The sequence below is a fragment of the Sphingomonas sp. genome (genome assembly GCF_965200105.1).
Taxonomy (GTDB): Bacteria; Pseudomonadota; Alphaproteobacteria; order Sphingomonadales; family Sphingomonadaceae; genus Solisphingomonas.
Window position 1 is genome coordinate 567,600 of sequence record NZ_CBDATN010000003.1, and the last position, 20,300, is coordinate 587,899.

The window sequence follows — 20,300 nt, forward strand, 5'->3', positions numbered from 1 at the left end:
TGACGAGGATGGCGACGAGGATCCTGCCCGCCGACGACGCCGGCATCGCCGCCGCCGCCACCGCGATCCTCGGCGGCGAGCCGGTCGCGCTGCCTACCGAGACGGTCTACGGCCTTGCCGCCGACGCGACCTGCGGCGAGGCGGTGGCGCGCGTCTACGCCGCCAAGGGACGGCCCGCCTTCAACCCGCTGATCGTCCACGTCGCGGACAAGCACGCGGCCGATCGCATCGCGCCGATCGGGCAGGCGGCGGCGGCGCTTGCCGACGCCTTCTGGCCCGGCCCGCTGACGCTGGTGCTGCCGGCGCGCGAGGGCAACGGCATCGCCGGCATCGTGACCGCCGGGCTGCCGACGATCGCGCTCCGCGTGCCCGCGCACCCGGTGATGCGCGCCGTCATCGCGGCGGTGGCGCGCCCGCTCGCGGCCCCATCCGCCAACGCCAGCGGCGCGATCAGCGCGACGCGCGCGGCGCACGTCGCCGCCTCGCTCGACGGACGCATCGGCCTCGTCCTCGACGGCGGCGCGACCACGCACGGTGTCGAGTCGACGATCGCCGCGGTCGCGCCGAACGGGCTCCGGCTGCTCCGCCCGGGACCGATCGCGCCCGAAGCATTGGCGGACACGGCCGGGCTGCCGATCCTCGCGACGGCAGGCGGCGTGATCGAGGCGCCCGGGCAGCTCGCCAGCCACTACGCGCCGCGCCTGCCGCTCCGGCTCGACGCGACGGAAAGGCGCGGCGACGAGTGGCTGATCGGCTTCGGTGCCGTCGCGGGCGACGACACGCTGTCGACGGTGGGCGACCCGGTCGAGGCGGCTGCGCGGCTGTTCGACGCGCTGCACCGCGCCGACGCCTCCGGCCGCGCGGCAATCGCGGTGGCGCCGGTGTCTGCGGACGGCCTTGGCGTCGCCGTCGCCGACCGGCTGGCGAGGGCGGCGGCGCCGCGTCCTCAGCCCGCGCCCGCGGAGCGAACCTAGTCGGGCATCGGCCGCCGGCCGACGGCGCGTTGCGCCTCGATGTCGTGCGCGTCGTCCGCCAGCGCCCGGATGCGGTCGGCGGTCGGCGGGTGGGTCTCGTCGGGGAACGATCCGGACGCCGCCAGCCGCTGCCAGAAGGCGGCGCCGCCGTGACGTCGCAGCCGGCCCACGCGACCAGATAAAGACCGAGAGGATCCGCCTGCCCCTCCCATGCCGCGATCGTCGCCAGGCCGGCGGCGACCCGCTCGCGCGGCTGGCCCAGTATGTTGTGCGCGAGCTCGTGCGCGATCACGAAGGCGGGTTCGTCGTCCGAGACGACGAACTCGACCAGCCCCTGCGAGACGGTGACGGTGCGACTGTCCGCGCCCGCGTTACGCTTCGCGCCGAAGCCGAGCTGGACCAGCGCCGCGCACGCCGGCACTCCCTCCAGGACAAGGACGCGGCGTCGGCCGCTGCGGTCGATCGCGAGCCGCACCGGCCCGCGCGCCAGAGCGGCGGAGAGGCGGGCGCTGACGACGGTGACGACCGCCGTTCGCCGCCCGCGGACCAGACCTCGCTCCGGTCACGACGGGCACGCGATCGATCGCGGCGATCGCGTCGCCCGGCCGCAGCCCGGCGCGATCGGCAGGAGAGCCGGGCACCACGCCGATCAGGCCCGCCATCCGCCCGAGCCCGAACAGGCGCGCCACCGCCGGGCGCAGGTCGGCACGATATCGGGAGGCGTCCTGCACGACCATGTCGGAGAGCCGTGCGCCGTTGCGGCACCGGAATGCGGCCGCCGTCTAAAGCCGGTAAGCGATCGTCGCCACGCGCAGATAGACGGCGGCGAGCGCGCGGAGCAATGCGTCCGTCGCGCCGAGCAGCGCGAGCAGCAGGAGGAGGAGCGCCCTGCGCGCCCGCTACTGCACCCCGTGCATCAGGCGCTTGAGCAGCGGCGTCAGCACCAGCAGCAGCACGCCCGCGCCGATCGTCCACATGCCACCCGTCTGGAAGCTCGCAAGATAGGTATGAAGCGCAAGCTCGGCGTTGGTCACCTGCCCGCCCACCGTCTGCACCGACGCGCCCTGCGCGATCGCGCCCGCCAGATACTCGGCGACCGATATCGACAGGAACCACACGCCCATCATCATGCCGACGACGCGCGCCATCGCCAGCTTGGTGATCATCGACAGGCCAACCGGCGAGATCAGCAGCTCGGCGATCGAGTGCAGGAAATAGGTGAGCGCCAGCCACCACAGCCCCACCTTGAAATCCGCGCCCGCGAAATGCCCGCTCGCCGCGAGAACGACGAAGCCCAGCCCCACGATCACCAGCGCCAGCCCGAACTTGACGGGGATCGACGGCTCCCGCCCGAACCGCGCCAGCACCGTCCACAGCCAGCTCATGATCGGCGCGAACACGACGATCGTGATCGGATTGAAGTTCTGCGTCTGCGGCGCCGACATGTGGATCACGCCGAACAGCGTCAGGTCGGTCGAACGGTCGGCGAACAGGGTGAGCGAGGAGGCCGCCTGCTCGAACAGCGTCCAGAAGGTGACGTTGAAGACGACGAGGATGATCGCCGCCAGCATCATCTGCGCCTCGTCGCGCCCGCCGGCGCGGAACGACCAAACGGGTATGCCGATCACGGCGGCCAGGAACACCGCCATCAACACCTTGCCCAGCACCGGCAGCGCCGCGAGATAGCCGACGAAGCCGGCGCCGGGCGCGGCCTCCGGCGTCTGCATCACGTTCCACAGCACCGCCATGATGATCGGTACCGCCACCGCCGCGCCGAGCAGCACGTAGCCGAAGCGATCCTTCTCCTGCGGCGGCGGCTCGCCATAGCCCGCCAGCCGTCCGCCGTCGAAGCGCATCAGCAGGTAGGCGATCATCATCCCCACCGCGACGATCAGGAAGCCCGCCCACCATCCGAACCAGCCGACGAACAGCGGGCACAGCGTCTGGCTCCCCACCGAGCCCAGGTTGATGCCCCAGTAGAAAATGGTGAAGCCCGCGTCGCGGCGCTGGTCGCCCGCCGGGTACAGCGCGCCGACGACCGTCGAGATGTTGGGCTTGAACAGCCCCATGCCGACCGCGACGATCGACAGCGCCAGCAGCATCACCAGCACGAAGCCCCGCGATCGCTCGCCACCCGCCGAGAAGCCGCCCTTGCCGAAATGGCGGACGACGCTGCCGTCGATCGCCTTGAGGTCTACCGATCCGTCCGCATTGCCCGAGATTATCAGCCGGCGCCCGCCGCCGGCGTCGACATATTGCCGCGTGCCGGGATCGAAGTTGTTGCCCGCAGACGCCATCGTCACGACGTGGCGCTGCCCGTCATACTCGGCATAGGGCGTGGCCGCCGGGCCGCCGAAGCAGAGCACGAGATATCCCAGGGACATCAGGATCGCGCCGAGCTTCACCGACCGTTTGGAGCCGAGATAACGATCCGCCACCCAGCCGCCGACCACCGGCGTCAGGTAGGCGAGGCTGAGATAGCCGCCGACGACGCCGTTCGCCTCGTGATCCGAGAGCAGGAAATGCTGGGTGAGATAGAGCACGAGCAGCGCGCGCAGCCCGTAGAAGCCGAACCGCTCCCACATCTCCACGGTGAACAGCCGCGCGAGTTGGCGCGGGTGGCCGAGCCAGGTGTCGCCGTCGCTGCGACTGACGTCGCGGGCGAGCGGTGCGGTGGTGGCGTCGGCTTGCGGTAGGACCATGTACGCTCCCGGGCCGTCGCGAGGCTGCGCGGCGACGCGACGATAGCGGCGGCGATGCGGACGGGGAAGCCGGCGGGATCGCGCTCCCTGCGACTTGAGAAAGCGCCGCTCGCTCCCTACCCCCTCGCCATGCTCAACGACCTCTCCTCTCCCGCCACGCTGATCGCGACCCGCCGCTCGGGCAAGCCGCGCGACATGACGGCGCCGGGCCCCACGCCCGAGCAGTGGCGCCGCATCCTCACGGCGGCGATGCGCGTGCCCGATCACGGCAAGCTCGCGCCCTGGCGCTTCGTGGTGGTGCCCGAGGCGCGACGCGACGCCTTCGCGGCCATGCTGCGCGACGCCTACCTCGCCGAGAAGTCCGAAGCGGGTCGGCTGGAGCTCGATGCGGTCGACCAGTTCGCCCGCCAGGCAGTGGGCCTCGTCGTCGTGCTGTCGACGCCGCGCGACAGCCATATTCCGGACTGGGAGCAGGAGCTGTCGGCGGGCGCCGCCTGCATGGCGCTGCTCGTCGCCGCGCATGCCGAGGGGCTGGTCGGCGGCTGGCTGACCGGCTGGGCCGCCTACTCGCCCCGCGTCGCGGCGGCGCTCGGCCACCCGGAGGCGAGGATCGCCGGCTTCGTCTTCCTCGGCACCACACCGAGAGAGCCCGAGGAGCGGCCGCGTCCCGACTATGACGCGATCGTCACCGAGTGGGACGGCGACGCGATCGCCTGATCCTTGCGCGTGCCGCCGTATTAGTACAGTAGGACGGCATGACGAGCGACGACCGGCCGGTCTACCTCAGGCTGCGCGACATCATCGCCGAAGCCATACTCGACGGGCGCTACCGCGACGGCGATCCGCTGCCCTCGGTCCGCGCCTTCGCCGCCGAGCAGGGCGCCAACCCGCTGACCGTCGCGAAGGCATATCAGAGCTTCCAGGACGAGCGGCTGGTGACCGTCAGGCGCGGCGTCGGCATGTTCGTCGCCAATGGCGCACGCGCGCGCCTGCGCGCCGTCGAGCGGGACACATTTCTGCGCGAGACTTGGCCGCGCGTCCGCGCGACGATCGAACGGCTGGATCTTCGGATCGACGACCTCATGGCGCGCGAGCCGGGGTGAGCCGTCACGCTCCGATCCCGAGCGCCGCCTCCACCGCGTCGACGTAGCTCGGGCCGACCTGCACGACCGTCCCGTCCGCCACCACCAACGTCGTCATGCGCTGCTGACGACTTCGGCGACCTTGAAGGGCCGCACGAGGTCGGCGCGGTGAACGCGGATCAGGTCGGCGCGAGCGGTTGTTCCTGGCGTTCGAACGCGACGCCAGGATGGAGGTCGGCTGCGACGAGCAGGAAGGCTCCCGCGTGTCGCTCTCGATCCCCGCCTCATCGACGTCGCCTCGTCCGGCGCTCCCCTAGCTCTCGTCCGTCCGCGCCTTCACCCGGTTCGGCAGATCCTTGCCCCTGGTGCGGCGCGACGGCACCTGGACGGGGTTGCGCTTCTTCCAATCCGCCCAGCGCATCGGGCCGTCGGGCGTGTCGATGATGGTGTCGTCGAGCGACATCGGCGTCCTCCCCTCAGCTCGGATGGCCTTCGTCGCCGCCCGCCTCGATGCCTGCCTCGCGCGCGATCGTCTCGATCATGTCGGGCGCGTAGACCTCCTGCGTCACGGTCTCGATACGCGCGCCGGCGAGGCGGCCCGCGTCCCAGGTCAGCGCCAGCGCCACCATGTCGCCAAGCGTGCCCTGCGCCGCCTCGGCGCCGTCGCTCGACAGCGTCGCACGCTCGTCCAGGTTGTAGATCATCGCTGCCTCCTTGCGCCGGTGCCGGCCGACGAAAACGAGATCGCCTTGCCTCGACCTCGCAGAGCAGAACGCGGAGACGTCGGCAACGTCGCATCGCTCGCCGCGTTTGCCTGCCGTCACTCACCCTCGAAGGCAGCGTCATGGCACCGCAACGATATCGTCCGCCCGTAAATTTCGGCCTGGGTGGCGTGGCGATCGGCAATGAGTTTCGCTTTGCCACCGACGAGCAGGCGGAGGCGACGCTCGCCGCCGCCTGGGACGCGGGCATACGCTATTTCGACGTATCGCCCTGGTATGGCCTCGGGCTCGCAGAGCGCCGCTTCGGCCGCTTCCTGGCACGCAAGCCGCGAGCCGAGTTCGTGATCTCGTCTAAGGTGGGCAAGCTCCTCCGCGCCGGCCGCGACAACGAGGCGAAGCGCTATTTCCCGTTCACCACCTCGCCCAACACGCCGCACTTCGACTATTCGGCCGACGGCGTCCGCCGCTCGATCGAGGACAGCCTGCAGCGCTTGGGGCTCGATCGGCTGGACATCGTGTTCGTTCACGATCTCTCGCCCGACAATCCCTACCTGCCCACGGATTGGGAGGCGTTGTGGCCGATCGCGCGCGAGGGCGCCTTCCCCACCCTCTCCCGGATGCGCGAGGAGGGCATCATCGACGGCTGGGGAATGGGCGTGAACCGGCCCGAGCCGATCCTGCGCTGCCTCGACGAGGCGGACAGCGACGTCCACCTGCTCGCCAGCCAATATTCGCTGATCGATCACGCCAACGCGGTGGAGGCCCTCTTCCCCCGGGCGCGCGAGGCCGGCGTGAGCTTCGTCGTCGGCTCCGCGCTCAACGCTGGCTTCCTCGGCGGCGAACCGCGCTACAATTACGGCGAGGAGAACATGCTGATCCCGGCCGACAAGCGCGAAAAGCTCGCGACGCTGCGCGCCACCGCCGATCGGCACGGCGTCGACCTCGTCGCGGCAGCGCTGCAGTTCAGCCTGGCGCCCGACGTAGCCGCGTCGTTGATCGTCGGCACCGCCAACCCCGACCACATCCTCGCGGACCACGCCGCGCTTCGCGCTAGGATCCCGGGGGAGTTTTGGGCGGACCTGCGCGCCGGGAACATCCTCCACGCCGACGCGGCGGTGCCCGGGCGGCCGACATCCGCCTGACGCCTCGGCCACGAAGCGCTAAGCCAGACGGACGCGTAGCGCGACACCCCAGGCGGGTTGAGCCCCGATCTCTCTTCCCGCGCCGGTGGTAACCGATAGCGCTCACGCGGGTTGTGCGCGCAGGAGCAGGGGCGTGGCATGGCGATAAGCGTGGGCGAGCGACGGAGCGTGCACGTCGCGGCGTGGTTCGCCTCTATCGTCGTCCTGCTGCTCGTCCTGCTCGCGGCATTCCCGTGGGGCCTGGTGGCGCGCCACGCCGCCGGCCCCCTGTCCAAGGCACTGGAGCGGCCGGTGACGATCGGCGCCGCACGGCGCACCGACTGGTTCTCCTTCGTTCCCGCCATCGAGCTTCGCGACCTACGCGTCGCCCAGCCTGGCTGGGCCGGGCCGGGCGACATGGCGCATGTCCGCTCGCTGAGGCTGCGCCTGCCTACTCTACCGCTGCTGCTCGGCCATGTCCGGCCGCGCGCGATCCAGGCCGAGGGCGTGATGCTGCACCTCGTGCGCGACGCGAACGGGCGCGAGAACTGGTCGAGCGACCGCAAGGATCGCCGACAGGGCGAGGGCCTGCGCCTCGCCGACCTGACGATCGCAGGAGGCCGCGTCCGTCTCGACGATGCCGGGCGGCACGTCGCGCTAGACGCCACGCTCGCGTCGGACCGGCACGGGCTGCGCGTAGACGGATCGGGCACCTTGCGCGGCGCGCCGCTTCGCGTGTCGCTGGCATCGCCTGCGATCGCGGCGGCGGACCCGGCGCGCGCCTATCCCGCCACCCTGTCGCTGCGATCACCGCTCGTCTCGCTCACGGCCCGTCTGCGCATGGATCATCCGCTCGACACCAGCCACTTTGCCGCGCGGATCGACACATCCGGCCGTGATCTCGTCTACCTCGACGACATCATCCAGGCGGGGCTGTTCCGCACCCGGGCCTTCCACCTGCGCGGCGAGGTGCGGCACGACGGGCAGGACTGGCGCCTGCCCCGCGTGGAGGCGACGATCGGCCGCTCGGTTTTCACGGCGAGCCTGGACTTCACCAAACCCAACGGGCGCACGCGCCTGAACGGCCGGATCGACGCGCGCACGCTCGACTTCGACGATTTCGCCTCGGACGAGCAGCGCGCGCGCGCGGCGGCGAAGCAGGCCCGGATCGGGCCGCGGGTGGTGCCGGACACGCGAATCGTGCTCGACAAGGTGAAGCTCGACGGCACGCTCAAGATCCATGCCGCGCGTCTTCTCGCATCGGGGGCGTCGCCCTTCCGCAGCCTCGACGGCACGGCGACGCTCGATCACCGGCGGCTCACGGCCGCGCCGCTGACGGTCGGCCTGCCGCAAGGGCGTGTGACCGGCCGCGCGACGGTCGACGATCGCGGCGCCACGCCGCGCCTCACCGCCGATCTTCGCGTCGAGGGCGCGACCGTTCGGGGCTTCTTCCCCGACCAGCAGGTGGTGACGGGCCCGCTTCGCGCGCGGCTGCGGATGGCGGGCTCCGGCGCCACCGTCCGCGATGCGCTGGCCGACGGCGACGGCAGGATCGGCTTCGCGGTGGCGGGCGGCAGCGTGCGGCGCGACTATGCGACCTTCCTCGGCGGCGACGTCCTCAAGAGCATCGGCGCGGCGGCGGAGGGCAAGCAGCCCCGCGCGCCGCTCGACTGCCTCGTCGCGAGCTTCGCGGTGTCGCGCGGGCGCATGACGCCGCAGCCGCTGCTCCTCTCCACGCCGATCGCGCGCGGCGACGGCGCGGGCGCGATCGTGCTGGGTCCGGAGACGATCGGCATCCGTATCACGGGCCGGCCGACGCGACCCGGCCCGCTGCTTTCCACCGCGCCGGTACGGCTGTTCGGCACGCTGTCGCACCCGCGTATCGACATTCGCCCGCCGCGCGCGAAGGACGAGAAGCGTGACGACATCCTCTCTCGCGTCGGCTTTTTCCTGGGCAAGCTGCGCGTGCGCGGACAGGGCGACGCGCACGCCGCCGCGCCGGTGAACTGCCCGGCGGAGATCGGGCGGGCGCTGCGATGAGCGCCGAGCCCGGAGCGGTCGAAACGCGGCGGCAGCGCGCCCGGCCGCTGCGCCCGCTGCTGCGCATCTTGGCGGCGCTGCTCGGCATCGTCGTGCTCGCCTGGCTCATCCTCTTCCTCACCAGGGGTCGCTTCCTGCGCCACCCGTTCGAGCGGCTGGCGGGCGCCGCGCTCCACCGCAGCGTGACGGTGGGCGGCGACTTCCAGCTCTACTTCGCGCCGCTCGACATCCGTCTCGTCGCCGAGCGGCTGGCCATCTCGAACCCGGCCTGGGCGGGCGGACGGGCGCTGTTCACCGCACGCCGGATCGACACACGCATCGCCACGCTGCCGCTGCTGTTCGGCAACCGGCGGATGCGGACGCTCGAACTCGTCGACGGCGTGGGCGATCTGGAATGGACGCCCGATCACTCCGCCAACAGTTGGACGTTCAGCACGAAGAAGAGCGGCAAGCCGTTCCGCTTCCCCGTGATCGACCAGGCGACGGTGTCGGGCACGATCCTCCACTATCGCGATCCGCGAATGCGGCTGGCCGTGGACGCGCGGTTCGAGACGATCCGCTCGCGCGACGCGCGGATCGGGCGCGCCATTCGGCTGACGGGCGGCGGCCGCATCCGCGATACCGGTTTCACGCTTCAAGGCGCGCTGCTCTCGCCCGACGCCACCGTCGCGCGCGGCCGAAACCGGCTGGAGCTGCGCGCGCGAACCCGCCACGACGTCGTCGACCTGCGCGCCACGCTGCCCTCGCTCGCCGAGATCGAGCACGTGCCGCTGGCGGTCGCGGCGCGGGGGCGCAACCTGGCAGAACTGCTCGACGTGATCGGCGTCGTCGTGCCGGACACGCGCCGCTACGCGCTGACCGCCCAACTCGTCGTCGACGGCATCGACTATCGCTTTACGCGCCTTCGCGGGACCTTCGGCGACAGCGATCTGGCCGGCGCCTTCACCGTCCGCGCCGCCGAGCGCACGCACATCGCCGCCGATCTTGCGACGCGCCGCCTGGCGATCGAGGACGCCGCGCCCTTTATCGGCTACAATCCCGACGTCGTGGCGGCGGGCGCGGTGCCGAAGGTGGGCGGCGTGCCGCGCCTGCTGCCCGACACGCCGCTGCGAATCGAGGCGCTGCGCGCGTTCGACGCGGACGTGCGCTGGCGCGTCGGCGTGGTGCGATCGCGCAACGTCCCGCTGTCGGACATCGCGCTTACGCTCGCGCTGAAGGACAGCCGGCTCCGGCTGTCGCCGCTCACCTTCTCCATGTCGCGCGGGCGCGTCGCGTCGGACGTGACGATCGACGCGCGGCGGCACCCCGTGCACGCCGTCGCCGACGTGCGACTGGCACCCACGCCGGTCGGTAGGCTCCTCTCCGGCTTCGGCGTGATCGAGGCGGGGACGACGGGCACCGTCCACGGCCGCCTCCACCTCGAAGGCGACGGCGACAGCCTGCACCGCTGGCTGGCGGCGGCGGACGGACGCATGGCGCTGATCGTGCCGCAGGGCACCTTCTGGATGCGTAACGTCCAGCTCGCCGAGCTCGACGTCGGCGTGTTCCTCCAGCGCCTGCTCCAGGGCAAGCTGAAGGAGCCGGTGCGCGTCAATTGCGGACTGGTGGCGTTCACCGTCCGCGACGGCGTGGCGGCGGCCGATCCGATCCTGATCGATACCACCAAGAACGTGATCGTCGGACGCGGCGGCTTCCGCTTTCGCGACGAATCGCTCGACCTGCTGTTCCGGGGCGAGGGCAAGAAGTTCAGCCTGTTCTCCGGCCAGTCGCCGATCGGCCTCAAGGGCTATCTCGGCGCGCCGCGTATGGTGCTCGTCAGCCGCCCGCTCGCGCTTCGCGCGGGCGCGGGGCTGGCGCTCGGCATCTTGGCGCCGCCGGCGGCACTGCTCGCCTTCGTCGATCCGGGGCTCGCGAAGTCGGCGGCGTGCGGGCCGGTGCTGGCCGGGGCTCACGCCGCCGCGCAGACGACGAAGGGCGGCGACGCGCGGAGCGACGTCGGCACGGGCACGCCGTCCACCGCCGCAAAGCCGCGCAAGAAGTTCCTCGGGATCTTTTGATGCCGGACATTCAATTTACCGCGGATACGCATTTCGGCGACCACCGCACGATCAACATCCATCGCCGCCCGTTTGCCGATGTGGCCGCGATGGACGCCGCGCTGATCGCCGCCTGGAACGCGGCCGTCGGCCTCGACGACACGATTTGGCACCTGGGCGACGTGGCGCGCCGCACCGCCGACGTGCCGGCGCTGCTCGCGCGCCTCAACGGCCGCAAGCACCTGATCCGAGGCAACAACGACGCCGACGCGACCCTAGCGGCCGCGGGATGGGAAAGCGTCTCCGCCTATGCCGAGATCGAGGTCGACGGGCGCGCGCTCGTGCTGTGCCACTATCCCTTCCGCTCGTGGAACGGGCAGCACAAGGGCGCGCTGAACCTGCACGGACACAGCCATGGCAAGCTGAAGCCGCTGCCGCGTCAGTTCGACGTCGGCGTGGACGCGCGCGGCTTCGCGCCCGTTACGCTCGCGGGCCTGCTCGGCTGAAGCTCAGCGGCGCGCGCGAGCCGTCGCCGGCCTTGGCAGGGCGCCTCGGACGGCCGGCGCGATCCCGGCGACGATGATCGCCACGCCGCGCGCGTTAGGGTGCAGCCCGTCAGCCTGGATCAACTCTCGGCGACCAGCGACGCCCGCCAGGAAGAAGGAATACAGACGCGCCCGGTGCGCGCGCGCCAGCGCCGGATACATCGCATCGAAGGCGGTGGCGTAGGCCGAGCCGAGATTGGGCGCCGCCCGCATTCCCGCGATCAGCACGGGCACGCGGCGGCGGTCGAACTCCGTCAGGATCGCGTCAATATTGGCGCGCGCCTGCGCGACGGGCAGCCCGCGCAGCATGTCGTTGGCCCCGAGCTCGACGATCGCGAGGTCAGGCACGCGGCCGAGCCCGCGGAGCCCCCACAGCAGCCGCGCCCGCCCCTGCGCGGTGGTGTCGCCCGACACCCCGCCGTTCGCCACCGTCGCGTCGATCCCGCCGGCGCGCAGCGCCTCCTGCAAGCGGGCGGTGAAGCCCTGCGCGGGCGGCAGGCCATAGCCCGCGGTCAGGCTGTCGCCCAGCGCCCAGATCAGCGGCCCGGCGGCGGCCGGCGCGGCCAACAGCCCGACCATCAGCGCGCAGGCGACGTGGACAAGCCACCTCCCGCCGCCGTATCGGCGTCCTCGTGTCGTCCCCCACATCGTCTTACGTTCCATCGCCTGATGGTAGTGCTCTGATCGCCGCGCGCAATGTCGTGCTGACGTTGGGCCGGGGCGACGCCGCCGTCGCGATCCTGCGCGGCATCGACCTCCACGTGGCAGCGGGCGAGACGGTGGCGCTGCTCGGTCCCTCGGGCTCGGGCAAGTCCTCGCTGATGGCGGTGCTGTCCGGGCTGGAGCGACCGACGGGTGGCACGGTTCGCGTCTCCGGGCTGGCGTTCGACGCGCTCGACGAGGATGCGCTGGCGGTGGCACGGCGCGGGCGGATCGGCATCGTCCTCCAGGCCTTCCACCTGCTGGCGACAATGACTGCGCTGGAGAATGTCGCGGTGCCGCTGGAGCTCGCCGGCGAGGTCCGAGCCTTCGCGCGCGCCGAGGCGGAGCTCGCCGCCGTCGGGCTCGGTCACCGTACCGGCCACTATCCCGCCGAACTCTCGGGCGGGGAGCAGCAGCGCGTCGCGATCGCCCGCGCACTCGCGCCGCGCCCCGCGCTCGTCTTCGCCGACGAGCCCACCGGCAACCTCGATGCGGCGACCGGCGACACGATCATGGACCTGCTGTTCGCGCGCGCGGCCGATGACGGCGCGACGCTGTTCATCGTTACCCACGACGCGCGGCTCGCGGCGCGCTGCGGCCGCGTCATCGAACTCGCCGACGGACGCATCGTACGCGATCGGCGCGCGTGATCGTGTTTCGCCTCGCGCTCCGCGAGCTGCGGGGACGGCCGCGCGGCCTGTGGCTGCTGTTCGCCTGCCTGTTCCTCGGCACCGCGGCGCTATCGGGCATCGGCAGCCTGTCGGCGAGCATCGAGGCGGCGCTCGCGCACCAGGGCCGCCAAGCACTCGGCGGTGATCTGGAACTCGCCGTCTCGCAGCGCCGCGCGAGCGTCGAGGAGGAGGCCTGGATGGCCGCGCTCGGCCGCGTCTCCTCGACGGTGTCGATGCGCACGATGGTGGATGGCGGCGACGGGCCTGCCCTCGTCGACCTGCGCGCCGTCGACGCGCGGTGGCCGCTCGTAGGACAACTGGCCGTGAGCCCGGGCGCAATCGCCTTGCGCCCGAACTCACGCGGCATCCTGCTCGCACAGGCGCTGGCCGAGCGGCTCGGCACCCGCGTCGGCGCCATGGTGCGGCTCGGCGCGATGAGGCTGCGCGTCGCCGGGCTGATCGCCGACGAGCCCGACCGGCTGGGCCAGGGCTTCCGGCTCGGGCCACCGGCGATCGTCCCGCTGGAGACGCTCGACACGAGCGGCCTCGTCCAGCCCGGCAGTCTCTACGAGGCGCGCTATCACATCCTGCTGCCACCCGGCCGCGACGCGGCGGCCGCCGGCGCGGCGTTCCGGCGGCGCTTCCCGTCCGCCGGCTGGACGGCACGCACCGCCGCCGACGCGACCCGGTCGCTGCGGCGCGGCATCGCGGAGCTCGGCCAGTTCCTCGCGCTCGTCGCGCTGTCGGCGCTAGGCATCGCCTGCGTCGGCGTCGCGAGCGGCGTGCAGGCGCGGCTCGCGGCGCGGACGGGCGCGATCGCGACGCTCAAGGTACTGGGCGCGCGGTCGGGCACCATCGCGGCGATGCTCGCGATCGAGCTCGGCGTGGTGGCGCTCGCGGGGATCGGCGCGGGGCTGATCGCCGGGTCGGCGCTGCCGGCCGCGGTGGCGGCGATCGCGCGCGACGCGCTTCCGGTCACGCCCGAGGTCGCGCTCTACCCTGCGCCGCTTGCGGTGGCCGCCATCCTCGCGGCGGTCGCGGGGCTGGTGGCGGCGCTGCCGGCGATGGCGCGGGCACGCGTCGTGCCGGCCGCGACGCTGCTGCGCGGGCCGTTGGCGCGCGGCGGCCTCACGCCGCTTACCCTGCTCGCGATGGCGCTGCTTGGCGGAGGCGGCGCGGCGCTCGCCGTGCTGACGGCGGGGGACCGGCGGCTGGCGGCAAGCTTCGTGCTTGCCGTGGCGATCCTTGCCGGGCTGCTCGCGCTGCTCGGCGCCGGATTGCGCGCCAGTGCCGCGCGGCTGCCGCGCCCACGCCGCCCGCTGGTCCGGCTGGCGATCGCCAACCTGCATCGCCCCGGCGCGCAGACCGATCGACTGGTGGTGGCTCTCGGCCTCGGCTTCTCGCTGTTCGTCGCGCTGGCGGTCGTGAACGGCGCGCTCACGGCCGAGCTGAGCGGCGCCGCGCCCGCCAAGGCGCCGCGCTTCTTCGCGATCGATCTCCAGCCCTCCGACGAGACCGCCTTTCGCGCCGCCGTGTCCCGCGCCGCACCGGCCGCGCGGATCGAGGCGGTGCCATCGCTGCGCGGCACGGTGGTGGCGCTGAACGGCCGACGTGTTGCCGACATGAAGCGCCTTCCCGCCGACGCCTGGATCCTGCGCGGCGATCGCACCGTCACCTGGTCCGCGACGGTGCCGCCGCGCAACCGCGTCGTCGCGGGCCGCTGGTGGCCTGCGGGCTATCGCGGGCCGCCGCTCGTCTCGCTGGGCGACGAGGCGGCGCGGTTGCTCGGACTGCGCGTCGGCGACACGATTACCGTGGCGGTGCTCGGCGTGGAGGTACCCGCCCGCATCGCGGCGCTGCGCTCGATCGACTGGGGTGGGCTCGGACTCAACTTCGCCATCGTCTTCTCGCCCGGCTATGTCGAGGAGGCGCCGCACGCGCTCCTCGCCGCCGTCTACGCGGCACCCGGCCGCGACGGTGCCATCGCGCACGCCGTCGCCGACCGGCTGCCCTCGGTGACGCTCGTGCGCGTCGGGGACGTCATCGCGCAGATCGGCGACCTGGTCGGCCAGATCGGCGTTGCGATCCGTGCCAGCGCGGCGGTGACGATAGCGGCAGGCATCGTCGTGCTGGCGGGCGCGATCGCCGCCTCGATGCGCGAACGTGGCAGGGATGCCGTCCTGCTGAAGCTGCTCGGCGCGACGCGGCGACAGGTGCTCACGGCGCAGCTGATCGAATTCGCGCTGCTCAGCCTGACTCTGGCGGCGGTGGCGCTCGTCGTCGGGGGCGTGGCGGGGTGGATGGTGGTCGCCCGGGCCTTCCACCTGCCGCTCGTGATCGACGGCGGCGGCATCGCGCTGGTGCTCGGCGCGGCGATCGCGACGGTGGTGGCGATCGGCACGCTGGCAACGCTCCCGCTGCTCCGCCTGCGGCCGGCGCAGGCGCTGCGCGGAGCCTGAGCGTGGCGGCGACAAGCGCGGGCCTCCTGCCCTTCCGCTATCGGGCGGGGGCGATCGAGGTGCTGCTGGTCCATCCCGGCGGGCCGTTCTGGGCCCGAAAGGACGCCGGTGCTTGGCAGATCGTCAAGGGGCTGATCGAGCCCGGAGAGGACCCGGCCGCAGCCGCCCTGCGCGAGGCGGCGGAGGAGCTTGGCCAGCCCATCGCGGGCACGCTGATCCCGCTGGGCACGATCCGGCAGAAGGCGGGCAAGATCGTCCACGCCTTCGCCGTGGAGGCGGAGATCGACGCCGACGCGATCCGCAGCGTAGAGTTCGAGATGGAGTGGCCGCCGCGCAGCGGACGCGTTGCGCGCTTCCCGGAGGTCGATCGTGCCCGCTGGTGGCGCCTTGAGGAAGCGGAGCCGATGATGCTGACGAGCCAACGGCCGCTGCTCGACCGCGTTCGCGAGATGCTGACGTCCGCCGACCGGTAGGCCGCAGTCGCCACCGGATGTCTGGCCTTAACCTCGACGCAAGCGGCGGATGCTAGCCCGAATCCGATGATGGGCACATTGAACAGCCGCCGTGCCGGCGCATGCGTCGCGATCCTGCTCGCGAGCGCATCCTGCATGCCCGAGGCGGGCAGGCACGGCGCCGCACGTGCCGTGAACTCCGCCAGCACTCCCGTCTCGAATGCGCCAGCGCGCACGGCGACGGTCGCGGACCCGCTGCCGGCGCTCCTCGCCGTATCCGGCGACGATATATCCGGCGAGCCGGCGGCGGCGAGCGTCGCACCGGCGTTCGCCATGAACGACGCCGATCCCGCCGACACCGCGCGAGCCGCGGAGTGCCTGACCGAGGCGATCTACTACGAGGCCCGCTCCGAACCTGCGGACGGGCAGCGTGCCGTGGCGCAGGTGGTGCTGAACCGCGTCCGCAATCCCGCCTTCCCCGCCAGCGTCTGCGGCGTCGTCCACCAGCGCTCGGCCGAGAGCGGCGGCTGCCAGTTCACCTTCTTCTGCGACGGCGCGATGCTGATGCGACGCGAGGAGGCCGCGTGGGAGCGCGCCCGCCGGATCGCGACGGAAGCCCTCGGGGGCGCGGTCTACGCACCCGCCGGCAGCGCCCTCTTCTATCATACCACCGCCGTTGCACCCTGGTGGGCCACGCGGATGACGCGGATCGCCACGATCGGCGCGCATATCTTCTACCAGCTCGGTCACGGCGCCAATCGCAAGCTCGATTTCCGCCAAGCCTATGCCGGTGCCGAGCCTCGTGCGCTCGAGGTCCAGAGCGACGCGGCGCTTACCGCGAAGGTCGCGCGCTTCATCATGGCCGAGGGACTCACCGTGTCGGTCCACCGCGGCGCGACGACGGTCGCCGGCGTGGTCGTGCACCATGGCAACCCGGACGCGTTGGAGGTTGGCGTCGCCGGCGTCCACGTCCATATCGGCATGGCGCCCGCCGCCGGGCAGGCCGACACGCCGACGTTCGCCGACGCGGAACCCGCGCAGGAGCCGGGCTAGGCTTCGAGCGGAAATGATTCGCGGCAACCGGCTTTCCCGCATCTCGGTCGAACGGGCGAGAAGCTGACCGGAGAGTTCCCCTTTTTCACGGCTCGGCCGGAGCCTCTCAAAGGCCTATTTGTACCAGCAGCGCATCAACGACTGCCACGCCAGGTCGTCCGGCGCTATCCCGGCCTCGGCGGTAGTAAGGCGTAGCCGCCGACGATCGCCGTTCTTCCGACTAGCGGTTCAAGGACCACGAGAATTCCCCATCATCGGCTGCGGCAAGCGGGGGAAGTCATTGATAGGCCGATTCTACCCATCGGAGCTACGCCGCGCTTCGCGCAGCACCGCGTCGGGCTTTGACGCGCCGATCCCGGCTCCCTGATGCCGTTGCGGCATTTCGACAGAAGGCAATGGGAATGGCTCTCGCCGTAAGAGGCGCGGCCGCGACACGAGGTGCTTTCCCTGCTGCAGGGGAGCGCCCGCTCGTGCTCGGCCACCGCGGCGTCTCCACGCTCAGGCCCGAACACAAGCTCACCTCTACGCCAAGGGGGTGGAAGACGGCGCAGAGATCATCAGCCCGATCTCGTCGCGACCAAGGACGGCGTCCTCGTCATCCTGTGATCGTGCAGTCGTCGAGGTCAACGATCTCCGCGATCTGCGCAGCAAACTTGGACGTTCGGCCAATATCCGGCTGGCACAGCTTGTCGCAGACGCGCCGATAGAACTGCACTGCGAGGATCGGCGACATCGCGGCCGCGGCGTCGATACCGGTGATCGCGGCCGAACCAACCAGCCATCCGTCGCCCACTCCCGTCTGCTGCCGTTTCAGCAGCGCGAAGTGCACCGGCGAGGTGGCCGGCGTCGGCTTGCGATCCTTAAGGACCGGGTCGGCGATCTTGATCTTTCCCATCGATCTCGACGATGCGGCATCGTTGCAGGCGCTGGCGCTGCGAACGGCGGTGGTGCTGAACCTAGCGGGTCCTTACACGCAGAAGGCGCCGAACCTGATCGCCGCCTGTATCGAGGCGGGCACGTCTTACGTCGACCTGAGCGGGGAAATCCCACTGCTGCGCCGTGTGATCGACCGGTTCGACGAGCCGGCGAAGCGCGCCGGTGTGCAGGTGGTGCAGATGGCGGGCTGGGAAGCGATGCCGGCGGACCTTACCACCTTGATCGCGTGCCGCCGGGCGGCGGGTGACGAAGCCGGTCCATCGGCGCGGCGGTGGAGGCACTGCACGTCGACGCCCTCACGCTGCGCTGAGTCGCGATTGGCCTTCTCACAACTGCCGAGCGACTTCTTGTTGACTCAACCGGTGGCGGTCAGCGCCGCGAAATAGCGCAGCAGTGCATCGGCGGCGACGCGGGCCTTGGCCACCCCGCCCCCGCTTCTGGGCATGACCATCGTCACGGGCACCGAGGGAGGTCGCCAGTCGGGCAACAGGCGGACGAGCCTGCCCTGTTCAAGCGCCGGGCGGGCATCGGGGTAGAAAAGCGACGCCAACCCCATTCCTTCCTCGCAGAGCTGGTGGAGGGCGACCTGGCTCGTGGTGCCGATGCGGATCGCCAACGGCACGCGCTCCTGCCGTCCCTTGCCATCTGTGAGGTCGAGCATTGTTCCGGGGCCGCGCTCGCCGTCCTCACTGACCGCCTCGTCGTCCTCCCCCTCCATCGCCAGCCAGTCATGCTCCGGCAGGTCAGCCGGCGTCGCTGGAGCGCCGCGCCGGCCAAGATAGGCGGGCGATGCGCAGAGAATGCCCTCGAAATCGCAGAGCTTGCGACCGATCCAATTCGTGTCCGGAAGCCCGCCGACCCGCACCGCCAGATCGACCCGGGCGTCGATCAGGTCGACCAGCTTGTCGTCAAGGATCAGCTTCAGCCGCAGGCAAGGCCAGTCGGCGAGCACCGGCGCGAGCGCGGGGGAGATGTGCGCCGCGAACCCGATCGGCGCCGCGACCCGGAGTTCGCCGGTCGGGGCATCGCGCGCCTGCTCCAGCGAGGCGGCCGCCCCGTTGCGCGCCTCAAGCAGGCGCTTGCAATAGGGCAGGCAACGTTCACCCGCCTCCGTCAGCGTCAGCTTGCGCGTCGAGCGATGCAACAGCACGACGCCGGTCCGCGCCTCCAGCGCGCGGATGGTCTGGCTGACCGCGGACGGCGTCATCCGGAGCCGCCGGGCGGCGGCGCTCATCGAGCCGGCCGAGACGGTCTCGGCGAAGACCGCATAGTGGCGAAGATCCTCCATCGATAAGCTCCGCTTCAGGGAGTTAGCTGGAATGGCCCGCTAATCCGCCGAGCGTGAAGCCCCTATCTCCGATCCTGTCCAGGAATAAGGAGGCAGCGATGCCCGGCCCCTTGTTGCACTACATCTACGACCCGCTCTGCGGCTGGTGCTACGCGGCGACGCCGATGGTGGACGCGGCCGCGGCGGCCGGCATCGTCCTGTCGCTTCACGGCGGCGGGCTGTGGGATGCCCCGACCAGGCTTGCTCGCGACAAGCTGGCCTACATCCGCCAGAGCGACGCGCGTATCGGCGCGCTCACGGGCCAGTGGTTTGGCGACGAGTATCTGAACGGCCTGCTCGGTGTCCGAGCGATCGCGGCAATGCCATCATCGACATTTTCCGCCCGGAGCGCGGCAGGATCGTCGAACACTGGGACGTGAAGCAGCCCATCCCGGACCACGCCGCCAATCGCAACAGCATGTTCTGAAAGGACATCACGCCATGAACATTATCGACGTCACCTCCCCTGACCGCCTTACACGACCGACACGTCGCCTGACGGGCGCGATCGTCGCGACCGGTCTGGGGATTGCAGCAGCCACCGGCCCGTCCGTCGCCATCGCGCAGGAACGCTCCCCGCCAGCCGACAGCATCCGCTACAAAGCGGTGTCAGTCGACGGCATCAACATCTTCTACCGCGAGGCGGGCGACCCCGCCAAGCCGACCATCCTGCTGCTCCACGGCTTCCCCGCGTCATCGCACGAATTCCGGACGCTGATCCCGCTGCTCAGCGCCCGCTTCCACCTCGTCGCGCCCGACTATCCCGGCTTCGGCTTCAGCGACGCGCCGGGCGAAATCCGCTTCGCACCGACCTTCGCCAACCTCGCGACGGTGATGGGTCACTTCGTCCGGGCGGTCGGGCTGACCAGGTTCACCATCTACATGCAGGATTTCGGCGGCCCGGTCGGTTTCCGCCTGGCGGTCGCGCATCCGGACATGATCGACGGGCTCATCATCCAAAACGCCAACGCTTATGAAACTGGCATCGCCCCCGACGTCCTAAAGGACATGCGCACGCGCGCCGCGGGTCCGCTAGACGCCAAGGCGTCCGCTGCGCTGGAAGGGATGCTCTCGCCGGACGGCACGAAGTTCCAGTACCTGACCGGCGCCCGCGATCCGGCGAACGTCGATCCGACGAGCTACCGCCTCGACAGCTTCGTGCAGGCCCTTCCCCAGCAGCACCGCGTTCAGCGCGCCCTGATCGTCGACTACTACGACAACGTTCGGCAGTATCCGGCATGGCACGCGTACCTCAAGGCACGTCAGCCCAAGACCCTCATCCTCTGGGGCAAGAACGACCCGATCTTCCTGCCCGCTGGCGCCCAGGCCTACAGGGACGACGTGCCGAAAGCGGAGGTCCACATGCTGGACACCGGGCATTTCGCGCTCGAGGAGGATGCAGGAGCCGTGGCCGCGCACATCCTGCGCACGTTTGGCGAATAGCGTGCTTGCTGCGGCTCGCTCGAGCAACGACGCGC

The 20,300-nt window shown here is 71.4% G+C and carries 22 protein-coding genes and 1 pseudogene; 14 read left to right on the forward strand and 9 right to left on the reverse strand.

All coding sequences use genetic code 11. The features are described from left to right. Positions 1-8: 8 nt before the first annotated feature. Entirely contained in the window at positions 9-974 is a 966-nt protein-coding gene (locus ACOFKX_RS15665; protein WP_419828285.1) for an L-threonylcarbamoyladenylate synthase, read from the forward strand. Here ACOFKX_RS15665 and ACOFKX_RS15670 read toward each other — a convergent pair. From ACOFKX_RS15670 to ACOFKX_RS15685, 4 genes and pseudogenes are all read right to left on the reverse strand, one after another. After that, positions 971-1,144 (reverse strand): hypothetical protein, encoded by a 174-nt coding sequence (locus ACOFKX_RS15670; RefSeq protein WP_419827998.1) that lies wholly within the window; start codon positions 1,142-1,144, stop codon positions 971-973. The genes ACOFKX_RS15665 and ACOFKX_RS15670 overlap by 4 nt on opposite strands. 65 nt (positions 1,145-1,209) lie before the next feature. Then, positions 1,210-1,449: pseudogene (locus ACOFKX_RS15675) on the reverse strand (M48 family metalloprotease); the annotation flags it as partial. Further along, on the reverse strand, positions 1,346-1,711 hold the full coding sequence (locus ACOFKX_RS15680; RefSeq protein WP_419827999.1) for a PDZ domain-containing protein: 366 nt from the start codon (positions 1,709-1,711) through the stop codon (positions 1,346-1,348). The gene ACOFKX_RS15680 and the pseudogene ACOFKX_RS15675, both read right to left, overlap by 104 nt. 162 nt (positions 1,712-1,873) lie before the next feature. Beyond that, the gene (locus ACOFKX_RS15685) at positions 1,874-3,676 is read right to left on the reverse strand and encodes a peptide MFS transporter (protein ID WP_419828000.1); all 1,803 of its coding nucleotides are present in this window, start codon (positions 3,674-3,676) and stop codon (positions 1,874-1,876) included. Between the two features lie 129 nt (positions 3,677-3,805). Here ACOFKX_RS15685 and ACOFKX_RS15690 point away from each other — a divergent pair, with 129 nt between their 5' ends. Together ACOFKX_RS15690 and ACOFKX_RS15695 are read left to right on the forward strand one after the other, a co-directional pair. Beyond that, complete coding sequence (locus ACOFKX_RS15690) at positions 3,806-4,393, forward strand: nitroreductase family protein (protein ID WP_419828286.1); 588 nt, start codon at positions 3,806-3,808, stop codon at positions 4,391-4,393. A gap of 38 nt (positions 4,394-4,431) precedes the next feature. Beyond that, positions 4,432-4,779 carry a GntR family transcriptional regulator gene (locus ACOFKX_RS15695; protein ID WP_419828001.1) on the forward strand — a complete coding sequence of 116 codons (348 nt, stop codon included), beginning with the start codon at positions 4,432-4,434 and terminating at the stop codon, positions 4,777-4,779. Positions 4,780-5,071: 292 nt separating this feature from the next. On the opposite strand, the gene ACOFKX_RS15700 is transcribed toward ACOFKX_RS15695, so the two are convergent. Then, on the reverse strand, positions 5,072-5,221 hold the full coding sequence (locus ACOFKX_RS15700; protein WP_419828002.1) for a hypothetical protein: 150 nt from the start codon (positions 5,219-5,221) through the stop codon (positions 5,072-5,074). A 13-nt stretch (positions 5,222-5,234) separates the two neighbouring features. Then, positions 5,235-5,462 (reverse strand): hypothetical protein, encoded by a 228-nt coding sequence (locus tag ACOFKX_RS15705; protein ID WP_419828003.1) that lies wholly within the window; start codon positions 5,460-5,462, stop codon positions 5,235-5,237. Between the two features lie 140 nt (positions 5,463-5,602). On the opposite strand from ACOFKX_RS15705, the gene ACOFKX_RS15710 reads away from it, so the two are divergent. The 4 genes from ACOFKX_RS15710 (at position 5,603) to ACOFKX_RS15725 (ending at position 11,183) form a co-directional block, all read left to right on the forward strand. Then, positions 5,603-6,622: an aldo/keto reductase gene (locus ACOFKX_RS15710; protein ID WP_419828004.1), complete on the forward strand. Its 1,020-nt coding sequence runs from the start codon at positions 5,603-5,605 to the stop codon at positions 6,620-6,622. Positions 6,623-6,760: 138 nt separating this feature from the next. Continuing rightward, complete coding sequence (locus ACOFKX_RS15715; protein ID WP_419828005.1) at positions 6,761-8,641, forward strand: AsmA family protein; 1,881 nt, start codon at positions 6,761-6,763, stop codon at positions 8,639-8,641. Then, a complete protein-coding gene (locus tag ACOFKX_RS15720; RefSeq protein ID WP_419828006.1) occupies positions 8,638-10,698 on the forward strand; it encodes an AsmA family protein in 2,061 nt (686 codons plus the stop codon). Before ACOFKX_RS15715 ends, ACOFKX_RS15720 begins: the two co-directional genes overlap by 4 nt. Continuing rightward, entirely contained in the window at positions 10,698-11,183 is a 486-nt protein-coding gene (locus ACOFKX_RS15725; RefSeq protein WP_419828007.1) for a metallophosphoesterase family protein, read from the forward strand. Before ACOFKX_RS15720 ends, ACOFKX_RS15725 begins: the two co-directional genes overlap by 1 nt. Positions 11,184-11,186: 3 nt before the next feature. Here ACOFKX_RS15725 and ACOFKX_RS15730 read toward each other — a convergent pair whose 3' ends face one another. Next, a complete protein-coding gene (locus ACOFKX_RS15730) occupies positions 11,187-11,801 on the reverse strand; it encodes an arylesterase (RefSeq protein WP_419828287.1) in 615 nt (204 codons plus the stop codon). Positions 11,802-11,902: 101 nt separating this feature from the next. On the opposite strand from ACOFKX_RS15730, the gene ACOFKX_RS15735 reads away from it, so the two are divergent. From ACOFKX_RS15735 to ACOFKX_RS15750, 4 genes are all read left to right on the forward strand, one after another. Then, positions 11,903-12,574, forward strand: a complete 672-nt coding sequence (locus ACOFKX_RS15735; protein ID WP_419828288.1) for an ABC transporter ATP-binding protein — start codon at positions 11,903-11,905, stop codon at positions 12,572-12,574. Further along, a complete protein-coding gene (locus tag ACOFKX_RS15740) occupies positions 12,571-15,054 on the forward strand; it encodes an ABC transporter permease (protein ID WP_419828008.1) in 2,484 nt (827 codons plus the stop codon). The genes ACOFKX_RS15735 and ACOFKX_RS15740 overlap by 4 nt, the downstream gene beginning before the upstream one ends. Positions 15,055-15,056: 2 nt before the next feature. Further along, positions 15,057-15,527, forward strand: a complete 471-nt coding sequence (locus tag ACOFKX_RS15745) for an NUDIX domain-containing protein (protein ID WP_419828009.1) — start codon at positions 15,057-15,059, stop codon at positions 15,525-15,527. 78 nt (positions 15,528-15,605) lie between these two features. After that, on the forward strand, positions 15,606-16,559 hold the full coding sequence (locus ACOFKX_RS15750) for a cell wall hydrolase (protein WP_419828010.1): 954 nt from the start codon (positions 15,606-15,608) through the stop codon (positions 16,557-16,559). 595 nt (positions 16,560-17,154) lie between these two features. Here the strand turns inward: ACOFKX_RS15750 and ACOFKX_RS15755 are convergent. Next, complete coding sequence (locus ACOFKX_RS15755) at positions 17,155-17,454, reverse strand: hypothetical protein (RefSeq protein WP_419828011.1); 300 nt, start codon at positions 17,452-17,454, stop codon at positions 17,155-17,157. On the opposite strand from ACOFKX_RS15755, the gene ACOFKX_RS15760 reads away from it, so the two are divergent. Next, on the forward strand, positions 17,441-17,881 hold the full coding sequence (locus tag ACOFKX_RS15760; RefSeq protein WP_419828012.1) for a saccharopine dehydrogenase NADP-binding domain-containing protein: 441 nt from the start codon (positions 17,441-17,443) through the stop codon (positions 17,879-17,881). The two genes, ACOFKX_RS15755 and ACOFKX_RS15760, sit on opposite strands and share 14 nt — an antisense overlap. Here ACOFKX_RS15760 and ACOFKX_RS15765 read toward each other — a convergent pair. Beyond that, entirely contained in the window at positions 17,851-18,783 is a 933-nt protein-coding gene (locus tag ACOFKX_RS15765; protein ID WP_419828013.1) for a LysR family transcriptional regulator, read from the reverse strand. The genes ACOFKX_RS15760 and ACOFKX_RS15765 overlap by 31 nt on opposite strands. 98 nt (positions 18,784-18,881) lie before the next feature. On the opposite strand from ACOFKX_RS15765, the gene ACOFKX_RS15770 reads away from it, so the two are divergent. Next, a complete protein-coding gene (locus ACOFKX_RS15770; RefSeq protein ID WP_419828014.1) occupies positions 18,882-19,202 on the forward strand; it encodes a hypothetical protein in 321 nt (106 codons plus the stop codon). After that, the gene (locus tag ACOFKX_RS15775) at positions 19,123-20,265 is read left to right on the forward strand and encodes an alpha/beta fold hydrolase (RefSeq protein WP_419828015.1); all 1,143 of its coding nucleotides are present in this window, start codon (positions 19,123-19,125) and stop codon (positions 20,263-20,265) included. Before ACOFKX_RS15770 ends, ACOFKX_RS15775 begins: the two co-directional genes overlap by 80 nt. Positions 20,266-20,300 lie beyond the last annotated feature (35 nt).

Coding starts and splice junctions, on each gene's coding strand:
- ACOFKX_RS15685 (WP_419828000.1), bottom strand. CDS start 3,676: ATGGTCCTACCGCAAGCCGACGCCACCACCGCACCGCTCGCCCGCGAC.
- ACOFKX_RS15725 (WP_419828007.1), top strand. CDS start 10,698: ATGCCGGACATTCAATTTACCGCGGATACGCATTTCGGCGACCACCGC.
- ACOFKX_RS15695 (WP_419828001.1), top strand. CDS start 4,432: ATGACGAGCGACGACCGGCCGGTCTACCTCAGGCTGCGCGACATCATC.
- ACOFKX_RS15680 (WP_419827999.1), bottom strand. CDS start 1,711: ATGGTCGTGCAGGACGCCTCCCGATATCGTGCCGACCTGCGCCCGGCG.
- ACOFKX_RS15720 (WP_419828006.1), top strand. CDS start 8,638: ATGAGCGCCGAGCCCGGAGCGGTCGAAACGCGGCGGCAGCGCGCCCGG.
- ACOFKX_RS15710 (WP_419828004.1), top strand. CDS start 5,603: ATGGCACCGCAACGATATCGTCCGCCCGTAAATTTCGGCCTGGGTGGC.
- ACOFKX_RS15715 (WP_419828005.1), top strand. CDS start 6,761: ATGGCGATAAGCGTGGGCGAGCGACGGAGCGTGCACGTCGCGGCGTGG.
- ACOFKX_RS15700 (WP_419828002.1), bottom strand. CDS start 5,221: ATGTCGCTCGACGACACCATCATCGACACGCCCGACGGCCCGATGCGC.
- ACOFKX_RS15690 (WP_419828286.1), top strand. CDS start 3,806: ATGCTCAACGACCTCTCCTCTCCCGCCACGCTGATCGCGACCCGCCGC.
- ACOFKX_RS15730 (WP_419828287.1), bottom strand. CDS start 11,801: ATGGTCGGGCTGTTGGCCGCGCCGGCCGCCGCCGGGCCGCTGATCTGG.
- ACOFKX_RS15705 (WP_419828003.1), bottom strand. CDS start 5,462: ATGATCTACAACCTGGACGAGCGTGCGACGCTGTCGAGCGACGGCGCC.
- ACOFKX_RS15765 (WP_419828013.1), bottom strand. CDS start 18,783: ATGGAGGATCTTCGCCACTATGCGGTCTTCGCCGAGACCGTCTCGGCC.
- ACOFKX_RS15755 (WP_419828011.1), bottom strand. CDS start 17,454: ATGGGAAAGATCAAGATCGCCGACCCGGTCCTTAAGGATCGCAAGCCG.
- ACOFKX_RS15665 (WP_419828285.1), top strand. CDS start 9: ATGGCGACGAGGATCCTGCCCGCCGACGACGCCGGCATCGCCGCCGCC.
- ACOFKX_RS15770 (WP_419828014.1), top strand. CDS start 18,882: ATGCCCGGCCCCTTGTTGCACTACATCTACGACCCGCTCTGCGGCTGG.